Raw genomic sequence first — 16,390 nt, 5'->3', positions numbered from 1 at the left:
CCGTCCGCCCTCGCCCCCGCCCTCGCCGTCCGGGACTTTGGTCCCGGACCCCCCTGCCGAAAGTCCCCCATGGTGGTGTTAACTGAGCGGGTCGGGAGGAAGCAGTAGGAATCGTCTGCGCCGCCGTGCCCGCACGCCGCCTGCCGGTGCGTGCGCCGCGCGCCGGCCCTCGCGCCCTGGAGTGAACGCCATGTCCGTGCCCGCCCAGTTCTCCGACCCCCGTGTCCTCACCCTCTTCGCGGTGCTCGCCGTCGCGACGGGCGTGTGGCTGACGACGGGCCTGCGCGCCCGGTCCCGCCGGATCCGCTCGGTGACCCCGATGGAACGCGTCTGGCACCCGCAGGAGTCGGTGCCGCTGACGCCGGCGGAGGAGCTCGCCTTCGGCCAGGTCGTCTCCCGCCTCTCCCTGACCTCCACCGGCCGCCTGCGCTGACGACCGGGTCCGGCAGGGGGCCGGTCCGGCAGGGCGCCGGTCCGGAACGGGGCCGGTCCGGAACGGTGCCGGTCCGGAACGGTGCCGGTCCGGAACGGTGCCGGTCCGGAACGGTGCCGGTCCGGGAGGGGGCCGGTCCGGGAGGGGACTGCCTCGGGCAGGGGACTGCCTCGGGCAGGGGGCCTCTCCGGGGCAAAGGGGCGTCAGTCCGCCGGACGGACCCGCGGTTCACGGCCCGTCGTCGCGAGCAGCCGCTCGAAGAGGCTCGCCCCGGCCGGCAGCTCGACGGCGTCCCCGAACACGTTCATCTTTCGGGCCATCGGCGCCATCCCCTCCACCTCGTCCACCAGCCCCGCCACCACCCGCGGATCGGGCTCGAACTCCCGCCCGGTCGCCTGCGCCAGGTCCCAGGCGTGCACGGTGAGATCGAGCAGCGCCATCGATCCGACCGTCCTGGCCGGCAGCCCCATCGCCCCCGAGGTCCCCTCCTCGGCCCCCGGCGCCGCCCACGCCTCGACCAGCCTCCCGGTCTCCACCGCGAAGCGCTCCCGCCAGTCCGGCTCCGCGAGCCGGTCCGGGGTCGCGGAGAAGTCGGCCTCCCTCTTGGCCGCCAGCGCCTGGAACTGCACGACGACCGCGAACAGGTGGTTCAGCAGATCGCGCACGTCGTACTCCGCGCAGGGCGTGGACGCGCCGAGCGCGGAGTCGTCCGTGGCCGCGACCAGCGGGACGGCCCGCTCGGCGGCGGCGCGGAGAAGACCGCCGAGGGAGGCGTCGCCCCCTCCGGCCGCAGCACTGTTCTCGAAGGCAAGGTTCGTGTCGTCGTACGTCATGGACCCGACGCTAGGAAAAATCCCCGGCCCGGTCTTGAAGAAACGCGCCACGACCCCGACCCGCCCCGGATCCCGACCCCTAGGAGCCGCTCAGGCCAAAGGTCGTCCGACCACCCCGAGAGGTCCGGCTGCCCCGGGAGGTCCGGCTGCCTAGGATCGGGGCCATGGCCGACCCCGCACCGCGGCGGGACACCCGGGGCATTCTCGCCCCCGCCGACCTGCTCTCCCGGGTCCGTTTCCGCCGGCATCTCCCCGCGCCGGAGCTGCGCCCGTACCTGGAGCACTACTGGCTGATCGACTGGGCGCTGCCGGAGCCGTACACCACCCGTGTCGTCCCGCACCCGTCGGTCAACGCCGTCTTCCAGCGGTACGGCCCGCTCGGCGCCGGTTCCAGGGCCTCACGCCCGACGGCCGAGGTCTCCGGGATCGGGACCGGGCTCTTCACGAAGCGGCTCGAAGGGGAGGGCCGGGTCCGCGGCGTGCAGTTCCGGCCCGGCGGCTTCCGCCCCTTCGCCCCGGCGTGGCCGGTGTCGGCCTGGACGGGCCGCCGGGTCCCGCTGCACGAGGCGTTCCCGGACATGGAGGGGGCCGCCGGCGAAGCCGCGCTCTCCGGCGTCCTCTCCCCCGACGACGACCCCGCCATCGTGGCCGCGCTCGACGCCTTCCTCCTCGCGCACGGTCCCGCCCCGGACCCCGCCGCCGCCCGGGCGATGGAGCTGGTGGAGCTGGTCCGCGCCGACCGCACGGTCCTGCGGACGGACCGGCTCGCCCGGCTGTCCGGCCTCTCGCCCCGCTCCCTCCAGCGCCTCTTCGCCTCCCACGTCGGCGTCGGCCCGAAGTGGGTCATCCTGCGCTACCGCCTCCACGAGGCCCTGGAACGCGCCGAGACCGGCGCCGGCCCCGACTGGGCGGGGCTCGCCACCGAGCTCGGCTACAGCGACCAGGCCCATCTCGTCCGGGACTTCACCGCCACCCTCGGCCTCTCCCCGACCGCGTACGCCCGGGGGCTGTCGGTGCCGTGACGTACGGTCCGCGCATGAGCGAACAGCGCGAGACCACCTCCGTACGCCTCGAAGCCTGGTCCGAGGAGGACGCCGCACTGCTGCGCGCGCTGAACGCGCCGGAGCTGATGGAGCACCTGGGCGGCCCGGAGACCGAGGAGCAGCTGGACCGCCGCCACCGGCGGTACGTGGACCTGAGCGCCGACACCACCGGCAGGGGCCGGATGTTCCGGATCGTGCTGCTGCCCGAGCGGCGGGTCGCGGGCAGCATCGGTTACTGGACGAGCGCGGCGCACGGCGAGCCGGTGTACGAGACGGGCTGGGCGGTCCTGCCGGGCTTCCAGGGCCGCGGCGTCGCGACCCTGGCCACGCGCGCGGTGGCGGAGCAGGCCCGGGCCGCGGGCCTCCACCGCCACCTGCACGCCTTCCCCTCGGTCGAGAACGCCGCGTCGAACGCGGTGTGCCGCAAGGCGGGGTTCGAACTGCTCGGAGAGGAGGACTTCGAGTACCCGCCGGGCCGTCCGATGCGCTGCAACGACTGGCGGCTCGACCTGTGGGCTACTGCGGACCGGTGAGCGGCCGGACGAAGTGGAAGGCCGCGATGTCGAACCGTTCCCGCAGGTAGAAGCGGTGGGCGCCGGTGCGGTGGGTGCCGGAGTCGAGGTTCAGCTCGTGGCAGCCGGCCGCCCGGGCGTGCTCCTCCAGGTGGGCGATCAGCGCGTGGCCGACGCCGGTGGAGCGGACGTCCGAGGCCGTGACCAGGTCGTCGACGTAGAGCTTGCTGAGCGAGCTGGTGTTGAAGACGAGGCGCCAGCCGGCCGCGCCGACGCACCGGCCGTCGTCGCCGTAGGCGGCCGAGAAGCGCAGGCCCTGCGCGTGGCCGCGCGCGTACACGTCCTGGAAGAGGGCCGGGGTGAGGTGCGGTCGCAGTTCGAGGAGGACCGGGAGGAGATCGCTCTCCAGACGCGGGTCGCCGGGCTCGAGGTCGATGATCTTCATGCGGGGACGGTAGCCCAGCCGCCTCCGCACCCCCACCCGTGGCCCGCCCCCACCCGTGGCCGACTGCGTCCCCGCCCCCACCGGTGGTCGCCCGGCACCGCGCCGCGGCCGGAAATGCGTGGCCCGCTGTCACACCCCGGTGCGATCCTGTCCCCGTGAACGGACCGGAGATCCAGATCAGTTTCGCCCCCGGCCTGGCCGTCTTCGTGGCCGCCGACCGGCGTTCGGGGCGGACCGCCGTGACCACCGACGGGGTGTCCTCGCTGGGCCATGTCGTCGAGTCCCTCGGCGTCCCGCTCACCGAGGCCGGCCGGCTCCTGGTCGACGGCCGCCCGGTGCCGCCCGCACACGTGCCGGTGGCCGGCGAGACCGTCGAGGTCGAGGACGTCACCCGGCCGCAGCCGGTGCCCGGCGCGCCCCTCCGGTTCCTGCTCGACGTGCACCTGGGCACGCTGGCCCGGCGGCTCCGGCTGCTGGGCGTGGACGCCGCGTACGAGAACGAGGACATCGGCGACCCGGCGCTCGCTGCGCTCTCCGCCCGGGAGCGGCGGGTCATGCTCTCCCGCGACCGGGGTCTGCTGCGGCGCCGCGAGTTGTGGGCGGGGGCGTACGTGTACAGCGACCGCCCCGACGACCAGCTCCGTGACGTCCTGGAGCGCTTCGCGCCGCCGCTGGCGCCGTGGACCCGCTGCACCGCCTGCAACGGTCTCCTGACGGACACCGGCAAGGAGGAGGTGCGCGAGCGGCTGGAGCGCGGCACCGAGAAGACGTACGACGTCTTCGCGCGGTGCCAGGAGTGCGACCGGGTCTACTGGCGCGGCGCGCACCACGCCCGCCTGGAGGCGATCGTCGACCAGGCGGTCCGCGAGTTCGGCGCCGCCGCCTCCTGACACCGCCGCGCCCGGGTCAGGGGCGCTCGGCGGTGAGGTACCGCTGGACGGTCGGCGCCAGCCAGGCCACCAGCTCGTCCCGGCTCATCTCGACGGCCGGCGGCAGGCGGAGCACATAGCGGGCGAGCGCCATGCCGAGGATCTGGGACGCGACGAGCGCGGCCCGGGCCGGCGCCTCCTCGGGCTTCGGGCAGACACCGAGGGCGATCGGCCCGAGCTGCGCCCCGAAGATGGCCTGCATGCGGGCGGCGCCCGCCTCGTTGGTGACGCCCACCCTGAGCAGCCCGGTGAGCACGTCGTCGCGCTCCCAGCGGTCGAGGAAGTGGTTCACCAGGACGGCCCCGATGTGCCGGGAGGGCAGTGCGCCCAGGGCCGGCAGGGCCAGGTCGATCTCGGAGGCGGCGGCGAACAGCCCCTCCTTGTTCCCGTAGTAGCGCATGACCATCGAAGGGTCGATCCCGGCGTCACGGGCGATGGCCCGGATCGTGGCGCGCTCGTACCCGTCGGCGGCGAAGCGCTCGCGGGCGGCCTCCAGGATCGCGGCCCGAGTGGCGTCGGAGCGGCGTGCGGTCGTCATGCCCACAACTGTAGGCCAACAGGTGTTGACACGTCGCGAGGAGGCGGCCTAACGTTGCCAACAAGCGTAGGCCAACAAGCGTTGACCGATCGGAGGGCCAGCCATGAGCACCACCGGACACCGCACCCACGAAGCCGACCAGACCCCCGTCGACACCGACGTCATCGTCGTCGGCGCCGGACCCACCGGGCTCCTTCTCGCCGGCGACCTCGCCGCCGCCGGCCTCGACGTCACCCTCGTCGAGCGCCGCGCCGCCGGCCGCTCCAACCTCACCCGCGCCTTCGGCGTGCACGCCCGCACCCTCGAACTGCTCGACACCCGGGGTCTCGCCGACGCTCTGGAGGCCACCGGCACCAAGCTCACCCGGATGCAGCTCTTCGGCCGCCTCTCCCTCGACCTCGGCCGGCTCCCCTCCCGCTTCGACCACCTCCTCATCACCCCCCAGTACGAGGTGGAACGCCTCCTGGAGCAGCGCGCCGCCGACGCCGGTGTCACCTTCCGCCACGAGACCGCCCTGAACGGCCTCCACCAGGACGCCGACGGCGTCACCGCCGAGTTCACCGGCCCCGGCGGCATCCCCCTCACCCTCCGCGCCCGCCACCTCGTCGGCACCGACGGACACCGCAGCACCGTCCGCACCGCGCTCGGCCTCCCCTTCCCCGGCACCAGCGTCATCCGCTCGATCGTCCTCGCCGACGTCCGCCTCACCGACGAGCCCGCCGGATCCCTCACGGTCAACGGCACCAGGGACAGCTTCACCTTCATCGCCCCCTTCGGCGACGGCTGGTACCGCGTCATGGGCTGGGACCGCACCCGCCAGGTCGACGACAGCGAACCCGTCGACCTGGAAGAGGTCCGCGCCCTCGCCCGCCGCGCCCTCGGCACCGACCACGGCATGCACGACGCCCGCTGGATCTCCCGCTTCCACAGCGACGAGCGCCAGGTCCCCGCCTACCGCGTCGGCCGGGTCTTCCTCGCGGGCGACGCCGCCCACGTCCACTCCCCCGCCGGCGGCCAGGGCATGAACACCGGCCTCCAGGACGCCGCCAACCTCTCCTGGAAGCTCGTCGCCGTCCACCGCGGCGAGGCCCCCGACCCCGAGGCCCTGCTCGACAGCTACCACACCGAGCGCCACCCGGTCGGCGCCATGGTCCTGCGCAGCAGCGGCGCCCTCGTCCGCCTCGCCATGGCCCACACGCCCGTCACCCGCGCCCTGCGGGCCGTCGCCACCACCGTCCTCGGCGCCGTCCGCCCCGCCTCCGCCAAGGCCATCGGCATGATCAGCGGTCTCGGCATCGCCTACGCCCCCGCCCCGGGCGCCGGACGCACCTCCGGCCGCCGCGCCCCCGACGTACCGCTCCGCGAGGGCCGGCTCCACGAACTGCTGCGCGCGGGCGAGTTCGTCCTCATCGCCCCCGAGGGCGCCGAGCCGGCCCTGCCGCCCGTCGCCCCGACCACCGCCGCCCGCGTCGTCCGGGCCACCTGGAAGGACCCCGCGCGCCGCACCACGGCCCTCGTCCGCCCGGACGGATACGTGCTCTGGAGCAGCCGGTGACCGCCCGAACCGCTCAGAACACGTACGGGTCCCCGGTCGCGAGCACCAGCACCCGGTGCCGGTCGTTGAGGGAGTTCCGGTCGACCCCGCCGGCCCGCCAGGCCGTGCTCACGTCCACCGTCAGCTCCTGCGGCCGGCCCACCGCCCTCAGATCCAGCGCCAGCTCACCGGCGGCGCCCCCGTCCGGCAGCGCACCCGTCCGGCAGGACACCACCCGGGAACTGCTCCACAGACAGCCCGGCGGCAGCTCCTGGCCGCCCGTCATGGGGGCGGAGAAGGCCAGCCGGACGGTGGCGTCCGCGACGTCGGACGGACCGTGGTTCTCCGTCACGAGCCACACCCCGACCCGCCCGTCCCACAGGGACACGTGGCCGTGATGGGCCAGATCCGCCTCGGCCCCGGCCACCTCACCGACCGCGCCACCACCCACGCCTCCGGCCGCCCCGGCGGCCGTCCCGGCACCCACCACCACCAGCGCCGCGAGCGCGGCCCCGAGCACACCCTTAGAGATCACACGCATGAGCCAAAAATAGCCGCATACCATCCCATTTTCTGACAATCCGTCAGCCCGCGTGTCCCGCACGGCTTCCCTGCCGCCGCCTATCCTGGCCACCACCACGACCGACCACCTGTGCGAGGAGCCTCCGCCATGTCCGCCCCCATCGCCGTCATCACCGGAGCGAGCAGCGGCATCGGCGCCGCCACGGCCCGGCAGCTGGCCGCCGCCGGCTACCGCGTGGTCCTCACCGCCCGGCGCAAGGACCGCATCGAGGCCCTCGCCGCCGAGATCACCGAGGCAGGCCACCAGGCCACCGCCTACGCCCTCGACGTCACCGACCGGGCCGCCGTCGACGAGTTCGCCACCGCCTTCCGCACCCTCGCGGTCCTCGTCAACAACGCCGGCGGCGCCCTCGGCCTCGACCCCGTCGCCACCGCCGACCCCGAGGAATGGCGCCGCATGTACGACGTCAACGTCCTCGGCACGCTCCACATGACCCAGGCCCTGCTGCCCGCGCTCACCGCGAGCGGCGACGGCACCGTCGTCGTCCTGTCCTCCACCGCCGGGCACGCCACCTACGAGGGCGGCGCGGGCTACGTCGCCGCCAAGAACGGCGCCCGCGTCCTCGCCGAGACCCTCCGCCTGGAGATCGTCGGCACCCCGGTCCGCGTCATCGAGATCGCCCCCGGCCTGGTCAAGACCGAGGAGTTCGCCACCACCCGCTTCCGCGGCGACACCGACCGCGCCGCCGCCGTCTACGCCGGCGTGGCCGAACCCCTCACCGCCGACGACGTCGCCGACACCATCACCTGGGCCTGCACCCGGCCCCCGCACGTCAACATCGACCTCCTGGTCGTCCGCCCCCGCGCCCAGGCGTCCAACACCAAGCTCCACCGCGAGCCGTAGACGGCAGGAAGACGGCAAGGACGGTAAGAAGACCGCGAGAAGACAGCGAAAGGACCCCGGTGCCTGCACCGGGGCCCTCCCACCGACCTCTCAGCCCTTCAGCCCATCAGCCCTTCACACAGATGACCTGCTTGAGCTTGGCGACGACCTCCACCAGGTCCGTCTGCTGCTCGATGACCTTCTCGATCGGCTTGTACGCGCCCGGGATCTCGTCCACGACGCCGGAGTCCTTGCGGCACTCCACGCCCCGCGTCTGCTCCTCCAGGTCCCGCGTCGAGAAGCGCCGCTTCGCCGCGCTCCGGCTCATCTTCCGGCCCGCGCCGTGCGAGGCCGAGTTGAACGACGCCTCGTTCCCCAGCCCCTTCACGATGTACGAACCGGTCCCCATCGAGCCCGGGATGATCCCGAACTCCCCGGAGCCGGCCCGGATCGCACCCTTACGGGTCACGAGCAGGTCCATGCCCTCGTACCGCTCCTCCGCCACGTAGTTGTGGTGGCAGGAGATCACCGGATCGAAGGTCACCTTCGCCTTCCGGAACTCGCGCCGGACGGTCTCCTGGAAGAGCGCCATCATGATCGCGCGGTTGTACTTCGCGTACTCCTGCGCCCAGAAGAGGTCGTGCCGGTACGCCGCCATCTGCGGCGTCTCCGCCACGAAGACCGCCAGGTCGCGGTCGACGATCCCCTGGTTGTGCGGCAGCTTCTGCGCCACGCCGATGTGATGCTCGGCGAGCTCCTTGCCGATGTTCCGGGAGCCCGAGTGCAGCATCAGCCACACCGCCCCGGTCGAGTCGACGCACAGCTCCACGAAGTGGTTGCCGGCCCCGAGCGTGCCCATCTGCAGCGCCGCCCGCTCCCGCCGGAACTTCACCGCGTCCGCCACCCCGTCGAACCGCGACCAGAAGTCGTCCCAGCCCGCCGTCGGGAACTGGAACAGCCGCTTCGGGTCGACCTCCGCGCGGTGCATGCCCCGGCCGACCGGGATCGCCTGCTCGATCTTCGAGCGGAGGCGGGAGAGATCGGCCGGAAGGTCGTTCGCGGTCAGGGAGGTCTTCACCGCGGACATGCCGCAGCCGATGTCCACACCGACGGCCGCCGGACAGACCGCGTCCTTCATCGCGATCACCGAGCCGACCGTCGCGCCCTTGCCGTAATGCACGTCCGGCATGACCGCGAGGCCCTTGATCCACGGCAGCGTGGCCACGTTCCGCAGCTGCTGCATCGCGCCGCCCTCGACCGTGGAAGGATCGGCCCACATCCGGATGGGCACCTGCGCGCCCGGTACCTCTACGTACGACATACTTCCTCGATTCCCCCGAAAAGTCCGATAACGCAAAAACCGGAGCCAAAGCCCGTACAGGTGACGGCGGACCGGCATCAACGGCTACGCGTGCGATAGACATTGTGTCCATCCGCCTTCAGGGGGCGGCAAAGGGTTTTCGGGAAAGACTTCGGGAGAAGGGAGCCTGGGACGGTGCAGCGAAAGAGGTACTCACCCGGCCGCGCCCCCGCCACCCTCCTCGGCCTCGGCGCCGGTCTCGCCGTCACGCTCGGCGCGCTGACCGGCTGCTCGGCCGCCGACCCCGCCGAGGACGTCGCCCTCGACGCGAAGGCCGGCGCCGCCTCCGCGCCCGTCGCGCCGCCCGGCCGCTACCGCACCCTGTTCGAGCCGTGCGGCGCCGTCCCCCAGGCCACCCTGCGCGAGCTGCTGCCCGGGACCGCGGCCCTCACCGACGCCGAGCGGGCCACGGTCCTCCGCGGCACGACCGCCGTCACCTACGACACGGACCGGCGCGTCGGCTGCACCTGGAACGCGGACACCGAGGACGGCGGCGCCCACCGGCTGGTGCTCGACGTGGAGCGGGTGGTCTCGTACGACCCGACGGTGAGCGACGCCGCCCGGGCCCAGGAGGTCTACACCCGCAAGCAGCTCGCGGCCGGGATCGCCGTACCGACGACACCCACGCCCACCACCGCCCCGCCGACAGCGACGGCGGCCACGACCACGACGGCACCGCCGACCGGCACCCCCACCGGTCCCGCCAACACCGCCACCACCGTCAACGCCACCAGCCCCGCCACCCCCGCAGGTCCCACCACCGCCCCCACGGGCTCCCCCTCCTCCGGCACCACGCCCCCCGCCGAGGGCGTCCCCTCCGCGCCGGCGACCACCGGTCTGGAGTCCCGGACGCTGGGCGGGCTCGGCGACACCGCGTTCGTGGACGACACCCTCGGGAAGGCCGGCGGGAACGGCCACCAGCGGGTCGTGAGCGTGGTCTTCCGCACATCGAACGTGATCGTGACGGTCGAGTACCGGCAGCGCACGACCGGGGTGGCGGCGGCCCCGGACAGCAAGGAACTGCAGGACAGGGCCCAGAACCTGGCCCGACTGCTGGCCGACCGGCTGGAGGAGTAGCCGGCCGTCCGGTCCCCCGCGCGACCCCCCGGGCGGCGGGGGGACCACGTAACGTGTCGGCGTACCCAGGGCCGCCAGGCCGCCGACCGGCGCCGGCCGTACGACAAGCGGCTGCCGGCCGTACGACAAGCGACTGAAGGAACCATGCAGCGATCAGCTCCGCGACTCACCCGCATTCTCGCCGCCGCAGCCGTCCCGGTGATGCTCGTCGTCGCCGGCTGCTCCTCGGACTCGGGAAGCGGCGGCAGCGGGTCCGGTGACACCGGCGCGGCGCAGGGGAAGGCGACCGCGACCGCGTCGGCGACCCCCTCCCCGACGCCGACGGTCGAGCCGGCGAAGTTCGCGAAGCTGCCGCTGGCCTGCAAGGCGATCGCGGCGAAGACGGCGTCCTCGCTGGTGCCGAAGGCGAAGAACGAGAAGGGCACGGCGGCGGCCTCCACCGACCTGTCGCACCGCGGCGGCTGCTCCTGGAACGGCCTGGAGGACAAGGGCGTCAAGGGCTCGCAGTACCGCTGGCTCGACGTGTCGTTCTACCGCTACGACTCCGAGGTGTCGCTGGGCAGCGGCCAGGCCCGGGCGCAGGAGAACTTCGCCAAGGAGCTCGGCAAGATCCAGGCCACCACGGGCGCGAAGAAGATGAGCACCACCTCGACGACCGGCATCGGCGACGAGGCGAAGACGGTCACGTACACCCTGAAGAAGACCGGCGAGGACTTCGTCTACGCGTCGGTCGTGGCACGCACGGGCAACGTGCTGGTGCTGCTGTCGTACAACGGCGCCGGATACGCGGGCGCGCCGACGCCGGACGCGAAGAAGATCGTCGCGGGTGCGACGAAGGCGGCGAAGGAAGCGGTCGCCGCGGTGGCCACGGCCAACAAGTAGTCATACCCCCGCGGCCGGGCGGGCCAACCCCCGTCGGTCGCACGGGTAGTGACACAAATCAACACAGACAGGCGTGTCCGAGCGGAGCCCGTCCCTCCCCAGGGGTTCGGGCTTCGCTCATGTGTGCCACTCTGGGGCCCGCGAGACGTCGAATCACGGGAGGGGATCGCGGGTGGCCGCGATGGAGCTGACACGCACACACCGCATACTCATCGGGCTCGTCATCGGCGGCGCGGTGATCATCGCGGGGATCGGTTTCGCGGGTTCGTACGCGGCCGTGCGCGAGCTTGCCGTGCACAAGGGCTTCGGTACGTTCTCGTACTTCTTCCCGATCGGCATCGACGCGGGCATCTGTGTGCTGCTCGCCCTGGACCTGCTGCTGACCTGGCTGCGGATCCCGTTCCCGCTGCTGCGGCAGACGGCGTGGCTCCTGACGGCGGCGACGATCGCGTTCAACGGCGCGGCGGCCTGGCCCGACCCGCTGGGCGTCGGCATGCACGCGGTCATCCCGATGCTGTTCGTGGTGGCGGTCGAGGCGGCGCGGCACGCGGTGGGCCGGATCGCGGACATCACCGCGGACAAGCACATGGAGGGCGTGCGGCTGACCCGCTGGCTGCTGTCGCCGGTGCCGACGTTCCGGCTGTGGCGGCGGATGAAGCTGTGGGAGCTGCGCTCGTACGACCAGGTGATCAAGCTGGAGCAGGAGCGGCTGATCTACCAGGCCCGGCTCCAGGCCCGGTTCGGGCGCGGCTGGCGCCGCAAGGCGCCGGTGGAGGCGCTGATGCCGCTGCGGCTCGCCCGGTACGGCGTCCCGCTCTCGGAGACCGCCCCGGCGGGCCTGGCGGCGGCGGGCGTGGAACCGGTCCTCCTCCCGCCGAACCCGCACCAGGTCACGCCCCAGGTCGCGAACGTCAACCAGGTCGCGAACCCGCAGCAGCAGGTGGCCATGGTCCAGACGCCGGCCCAGGCGCTCCAGGCGCTCCCGGTGGCCCAGTCCGTCCCCGGGCAGCAGCCGCAGCAGGCGCAGCAGCCCCAGGGAGCTCAGCAGCTCCAGGGAGCGCAGGAGGCGCACCAGCCGAATCACGAGAGCCCGTGGTTCGACGCCCATCAGGTCACCCCTGAGGGATACGGGGGCACGTACACCGCGCAGGCGGCGGAGGCGGCCCAGGAGAGCGCGCCCGAGGTCGCCCCTGGCAGCGCCTCCGAGAGCGCCTCTGAGATCGCCTCTGAGATCGCCCCCGAGAGCGTCCCCGAGGGCTTCCTCGAGAACCCGCCGTCGGAGCCCGAGACGCGGGGTCCCCAGCTGTTCGGGGAGCTCCAGCATCCCGACCCCCGCCAGGAGCCCGATCCGCAGATGGACGAGCTCCGGGAGACCGCCTACAAGGTGATGTACGGCTTCGTGCAGGAGAACGGGCGCTTCCCGACCCCGTACGAGCTGGACCAGCTGGTGGCGGTCGCCGCGTACGACGTCCAGCAGCTTCCCGCCCAGCAGTCCGACCTGCTCCAGCGGGTGACCCCCGAAGTCCAGCAGCTCGTCCAGCAGGACATGGCGGCGTACGACCCGTCCTGACGCCACCCCGTCCACACGCCACACGCCGAAGGGCCGCCCCCCGTCCACGGGGAGCGGCCCTTCCGCCTGCTCGCGTCAGGTCACGCGCCGAGCAGCTTGCGCACCCGGTCCGCACCGACGGCGAGGAGCAGGGTGGGCAGGCGGGGGCCCGTCTCGCGGCTCACGAGGAGCTTGTAGAGGAGGGCGAAGAAGGCGCGCTGGGCGACCTTCAGCTCCGGGGTGGGCTTGGCCTCGGGGGTGAGGCCGGCCATGACCTTCGGGACGCCGTAGACCAGGGTGGTCAGGCCGTCCAGGGACCAGTGGCTGTCCAGGCCCTCCAGGAGGAGGCGGAGCGACTCGCGGCCCTCGTCGTCCAGGGAGCCGAGGAGCGCGGTGTCGGGCTCCTCGCGGACGATGGTGCGCTGGTCGGCCGGGACCTGGGTGGTGATCCAGTTCTCGGCGCGGTCGAGGCGCGGCCGGACCTCGTCGAGCGAGGTGACCGGGGACTCCGGGTCGAGGTCCGTGAGGATCCGGAGGGTCTGCTCGTCGTGGCCGGCGGTGATGTCGACGACCGAGGCGAGGGTGCGGTACGGGAGCGGGCGCGGGGTGCGCGGCAGCTCGCCGGCCGCGGTGCGGGCGGCACGCGCGTGGGCGGCGGCGTCGGCGGGCAGCACCGTGCCGTCGGCGACCTTGGCCTCCAGCTTGTCCCACTCGTCGTAGAGCCGCTGGATCTCCTGGTCGAAGGCGATCTTGAACGACTGGTTGGGCTTGCGGCGGGCGTACAGCCAGCGGAGCAGCTGGGGCTCCATGATCTGCAGCGCGTCGGCCGCGGTGGGGACGCCGCCCTTCGAGGAGGACATCTTGGCCATGCCGCTGATGCCGACGAAGGCGTACATGGGGCCGATGGGCTGGACGCCGTCGAAGAGGGTGACGATCTGCCCGCCGACCTGGAAGGAGGAGCCGGGCGACGAGTGGTCGACGCCGGAGGGCTCGAAGATGACGCCCTCGTAGGCCCAGCGCATGGGCCAGTCGACCTTCCACACCAGCTTGCCGCGGTTGAACTCGCTGAGCTTGACGGTCTCGGCGAAGCCGCAGGAGGCGCAGGTGTAGGAGAGCTCGGTGGTGTCGTCGTCGTAGGCGGTGACCGTGGTGAGGTCCTTCTCGCACTGCCCGCAGTAGGGCTTGTACGGGAAGTAGCCCGCGCCGCCGCCCGAGCCGTCGTCCTCGGCGGCCGCGCCGGAGCCCTCGGCGGCCTCCAGCTCGGCCTCGTCGACCGGCTTCTGGGACTGCTTCTTGGGGGCCTTCTTCGTCCGGTACTGGTCGAGGATGGCGTCGATGTCACCGCGGCGGCGCATGGCGTGCAGGATCTGCTCGCGGTAGGCGCCGGAGGTGTACTGCTCGGTCTGGCTGATCGGGTCGTACTCGACGCCGAGCTCGGCCAGGGCCTCGACCATGGCGGCCTTGAAGTGCTCGGCCCAGTTGGGGTGGGGCGAGCCGGCGGGGGCGGGGACGGAGGTCAGGGGCTTGCCGATGTGCTCGGCCCAGGACTCGTCGATGCCCTCGATGCCGTTGGGCACCTTGCGGTAGCGGTCGTAGTCGTCCCACGAGATGAGGTGGCGCACGGTGTACCCGCGGCGGCGGATCTCGTCGGCGACCAGGTGCGGGGTCATGACCTCGCGCAGGTTGCCGAGGTGGATCGGGCCGGACGGGGAGAGGCCGGAGGCGACGACGACCGGTTTGCCAGGCGCACGTCGCTCCGACTCGGTGATGACCTCGTCCGCGAAACGGGAGACCCAGTCGGTCTCGGTGCTGCTCTGAGCCACGGTCGGTACGTCCTTCTTTCCAGATCCTTGCGGGAGATCCCTCGGAGTCTTCAAAGCCCTACGTCAGTCATTGTCCCAGACGGAACCGGCCGCTCCGAGGTTGTCCACAGGCGGGATTCTCCTCGGGCGCGACTTGTCCACAGTCGGGGAACGGCTGGGGACGGGCGGGGAAAACACGTTGCCCACCCATGGGACACTTGACAAGCGATATAGACCACCGGGACACCCGGACACGACACAACAGGAACGGAAGCTCATGGCCTCGGTCCCTTCCCTCGCTTCGACCGTGCAGCAGCGCCTCGCGGAAGGTCTCTCGGCAGCCCTGCCGGAGGCCGGTTCCGCCGACCCGCTGCTGCGACGAAGCGACCGGGCCGACTTCCAGGCCAACGGCATCCTGGCGCTGGCCAAGCAGCTCAAGGGCAACCCGCGTGAGCTGGCGACGAAGGTCGTGGACGCGATCCCGGCGAACGACGTGCTGCGGGAGATCGAGGTCTCCGGCCCCGGCTTCCTCAACATCACGGTGTCGGACGCGGCGATCGTGCGGACCCTGGCGGCCCGCGCCGCCGACGCGCGCCTCGGCGTGCCGCTGAACGAGGCGGCGGGCACGACGGTCATCGACTACGCGCAGCCGAACGTGGCGAAGGAGATGCACGTCGGCCACCTCCGGTCGGCGGTGATCGGCGCGGCGATGGTGGAGATCCTGGAGTTCACGGGCGAGACCGTGGTCCGCAGGCACCACATCGGCGACTGGGGCACCCAGTTCGGCATGCTCATCCAGTACCTGATCGAGCACCCGCACGAGCTGGACCACGAGGACGAGGGCGCGGAGGTCTCCGGCGAGGAGGCCATGTCGAACCTGAACCGGCTGTACAAGGCGTCCCGCGCGCTGTTCGACGCGGACGAGGAGTTCAAGACCCGGGCACGCGCCCGCGTGGTGGACCTCCAGGCCGGCGACGAGGAGACCCTCGCCCTGTGGCAGCGGTTCGTCGACGAGTCGAAGATCTACTTCTACTCGGTCTTCGAGAAGCTCGACATGGACATCCGGGACCCCGACATCGTCGGCGAGTCCGGGTACAACGACATGCTCCAGGAGACCTGCCGGATCCTCGAGGAGTCGGGCGTCGCCGTCCGCTCCGAGGGCGCGCTGTGCGTCTTCTTCGACGACATCAAGGGCCCGGACGGCAACCCGGTCCCGCTGATCGTCCAGAAGTCCGACGGCGGCTTCGGCTACGCGGCGACGGACCTGTCCGCCATCCGCGACCGGGTGCAGAACCTGAAGGCGACCACGCTGCTGTACGTGGTGGACGCCCGCCAGTCGCTGCACTTCAAGATGGTCTTCGAGACGGCCCGCCGGGCCGGCTGGCTGAACGACGAGGTGAAGGCCGTCCAGCTGGCCTTCGGCACGGTCCTCGGCAAGGACGGCAAGCCGTTCAAGACCCGTGAGGGCGAGACGGTCCGGCTGGTGGACCTGCTGGACGAGGCGATCGACCGCGCCTCGGCCGTGGTCCGCGAGAAGGCCCAGGACCTCACCGAGGACGAGATCGCCGAGCGGGGCGCCCAGGTGGGCATCGGCGCGGTGAAGTACGCGGACCTGTCGACCTCGGCGGCCCGCGACTACAAGTTCGACCTGGACCAGATGGTCTCGCTCAACGGCGACACGTCCGTGTACCTCCAGTACGCGTACGCCCGTATCCAGTCCATCCTGCGGAAGGCCGGGGACGCGAAGCCGGCCGCCCACCCGGAGCTGGAGCTGGCGCCGTCGGAGCGGGCCCTCGGCCTGCACGTGGACGGCTTCGGCGAGGTGATCGCCGAGACCGCCGCGGAGTACGCCCCGCACAAGCTGGCCGCGTACCTCTACCAGCTGGCGTCGCACTACACGACGTTCTACTCGGAGTGCCCCGTCCTCAAGGCGGACACCCCGGAGCAGGTCGAGAACCGTCTCTTCCTGTGCGACCTCACGGCCCGCACGCTCCACCAGGGCATGGCCCTGCTCGGCATCCGGACGCCCGAGCGCCTCTGACGCCGCC

16 protein-coding genes are annotated in these 16,390 nt (G+C 72.5%); 10 read left to right on the top strand and 6 right to left on the bottom strand.

Features of this window, described 5'->3' with window-relative positions:
- Positions 1 to 190: 190 nt before the first annotated feature.
- The gene (locus IF73_RS0130410) at positions 191 to 433 is read left to right on the top strand and encodes a hypothetical protein (protein ID WP_031013706.1); all 243 of its coding nucleotides are present in this window, start codon (positions 191 to 193) and stop codon (positions 431 to 433) included.
- Between the two features lie 203 nt (positions 434 to 636).
- On the opposite strand, the gene IF73_RS0130405 is transcribed toward IF73_RS0130410, so the two are convergent.
- A complete protein-coding gene (locus IF73_RS0130405) occupies positions 637 to 1,266 on the bottom strand; it encodes a TIGR03086 family metal-binding protein (protein WP_031013705.1) in 630 nt (209 codons plus the stop codon).
- Between the two features lie 164 nt (positions 1,267 to 1,430).
- Here IF73_RS0130405 and IF73_RS0130400 point away from each other — a divergent pair, with 164 nt between their 5' ends.
- Together IF73_RS0130400 and IF73_RS0130395 are read left to right on the top strand one after the other, a co-directional pair.
- Positions 1,431 to 2,288 (top strand): helix-turn-helix domain-containing protein, encoded by an 858-nt coding sequence (locus IF73_RS0130400; protein WP_031013703.1) that lies wholly within the window; start codon positions 1,431 to 1,433, stop codon positions 2,286 to 2,288.
- A gap of 14 nt (positions 2,289 to 2,302) precedes the next feature.
- Positions 2,303 to 2,842, top strand: coding sequence for a GNAT family N-acetyltransferase (locus tag IF73_RS0130395; protein WP_031013702.1), 540 nt, complete (start codon positions 2,303 to 2,305; stop codon positions 2,840 to 2,842).
- Here the strand turns inward: IF73_RS0130395 and IF73_RS0130390 are convergent.
- Complete coding sequence (locus IF73_RS0130390; protein WP_031013701.1) at positions 2,826 to 3,266, bottom strand: GNAT family N-acetyltransferase; 441 nt, start codon at positions 3,264 to 3,266, stop codon at positions 2,826 to 2,828. The two genes, IF73_RS0130395 and IF73_RS0130390, sit on opposite strands and share 17 nt — an antisense overlap.
- Positions 3,267 to 3,421: 155 nt before the next feature.
- Between IF73_RS0130390 and IF73_RS0130385 the strand changes: the two genes are divergently transcribed.
- Positions 3,422 to 4,156 carry a Mut7-C RNAse domain-containing protein gene (locus IF73_RS0130385; RefSeq protein WP_031013700.1) on the top strand — a complete coding sequence of 245 codons (735 nt, stop codon included), beginning with the start codon at positions 3,422 to 3,424 and terminating at the stop codon, positions 4,154 to 4,156.
- A gap of 16 nt (positions 4,157 to 4,172) precedes the next feature.
- Here the strand turns inward: IF73_RS0130385 and IF73_RS0130380 are convergent, their stop codons facing one another.
- Complete coding sequence (locus IF73_RS0130380) at positions 4,173 to 4,733, bottom strand: TetR/AcrR family transcriptional regulator (protein ID WP_031013699.1); 561 nt, start codon at positions 4,731 to 4,733, stop codon at positions 4,173 to 4,175.
- A 103-nt stretch (positions 4,734 to 4,836) separates the two neighbouring features.
- On the opposite strand from IF73_RS0130380, the gene IF73_RS0130375 reads away from it, so the two are divergent.
- Positions 4,837 to 6,288, top strand: a complete 1,452-nt coding sequence (locus tag IF73_RS0130375; RefSeq protein WP_051717462.1) for an FAD-dependent oxidoreductase — start codon at positions 4,837 to 4,839, stop codon at positions 6,286 to 6,288.
- A 13-nt stretch (positions 6,289 to 6,301) separates the two neighbouring features.
- Here IF73_RS0130375 and IF73_RS0130370 read toward each other — a convergent pair whose 3' ends face one another.
- Complete coding sequence (locus IF73_RS0130370; RefSeq protein WP_031013697.1) at positions 6,302 to 6,808, bottom strand: hypothetical protein; 507 nt, start codon at positions 6,806 to 6,808, stop codon at positions 6,302 to 6,304.
- A gap of 129 nt (positions 6,809 to 6,937) precedes the next feature.
- Here IF73_RS0130370 and IF73_RS0130365 point away from each other — a divergent pair, with 129 nt between their 5' ends.
- Complete coding sequence (locus tag IF73_RS0130365; protein WP_031013696.1) at positions 6,938 to 7,693, top strand: SDR family NAD(P)-dependent oxidoreductase; 756 nt, start codon at positions 6,938 to 6,940, stop codon at positions 7,691 to 7,693.
- A 106-nt stretch (positions 7,694 to 7,799) separates the two neighbouring features.
- On the opposite strand, the gene IF73_RS0130360 is transcribed toward IF73_RS0130365, so the two are convergent.
- On the bottom strand, positions 7,800 to 8,993 hold the full coding sequence (locus IF73_RS0130360; RefSeq protein ID WP_031013695.1) for an RtcB family protein: 1,194 nt from the start codon (positions 8,991 to 8,993) through the stop codon (positions 7,800 to 7,802).
- A gap of 174 nt (positions 8,994 to 9,167) precedes the next feature.
- On the opposite strand from IF73_RS0130360, the gene IF73_RS41255 reads away from it, so the two are divergent.
- From IF73_RS41255 to IF73_RS0130345, 3 genes are all read left to right on the top strand, one after another.
- The gene (locus IF73_RS41255; protein ID WP_031013694.1) at positions 9,168 to 10,109 is read left to right on the top strand and encodes a DUF3558 domain-containing protein; all 942 of its coding nucleotides are present in this window, start codon (positions 9,168 to 9,170) and stop codon (positions 10,107 to 10,109) included.
- Positions 10,110 to 10,253: 144 nt separating this feature from the next.
- Positions 10,254 to 10,991: a lipocalin/fatty-acid binding family protein gene (locus IF73_RS0130350; RefSeq protein ID WP_031013693.1), complete on the top strand. Its 738-nt coding sequence runs from the start codon at positions 10,254 to 10,256 to the stop codon at positions 10,989 to 10,991.
- Between the two features lie 172 nt (positions 10,992 to 11,163).
- Positions 11,164 to 12,561, top strand: a complete 1,398-nt coding sequence (locus tag IF73_RS0130345; RefSeq protein WP_031013691.1) for a DUF2637 domain-containing protein — start codon at positions 11,164 to 11,166, stop codon at positions 12,559 to 12,561.
- 80 nt (positions 12,562 to 12,641) lie between these two features.
- Here the strand turns inward: IF73_RS0130345 and lysS are convergent, their stop codons facing one another.
- A complete protein-coding gene (gene lysS, locus IF73_RS0130340; protein ID WP_031013689.1) occupies positions 12,642 to 14,363 on the bottom strand; it encodes a lysine--tRNA ligase in 1,722 nt (573 codons plus the stop codon).
- A gap of 256 nt (positions 14,364 to 14,619) precedes the next feature.
- Between lysS and argS the strand changes: the two genes are divergently transcribed.
- The gene (gene argS, locus IF73_RS0130335; RefSeq protein ID WP_031013687.1) at positions 14,620 to 16,383 is read left to right on the top strand and encodes an arginine--tRNA ligase; all 1,764 of its coding nucleotides are present in this window, start codon (positions 14,620 to 14,622) and stop codon (positions 16,381 to 16,383) included.
- Positions 16,384 to 16,390: the final 7 nt, after the last annotated feature.

The sequence above is a fragment of the Streptomyces sp. NRRL F-5727 genome, from assembly GCF_000719555.1.
Lineage (GTDB): Bacteria > Actinomycetota > Actinomycetes > Streptomycetales > Streptomycetaceae > Streptomyces.
Note: the sequence above shows the minus strand (reverse complement) of the source record. Positions and strands in the feature narration are given on the sequence as shown.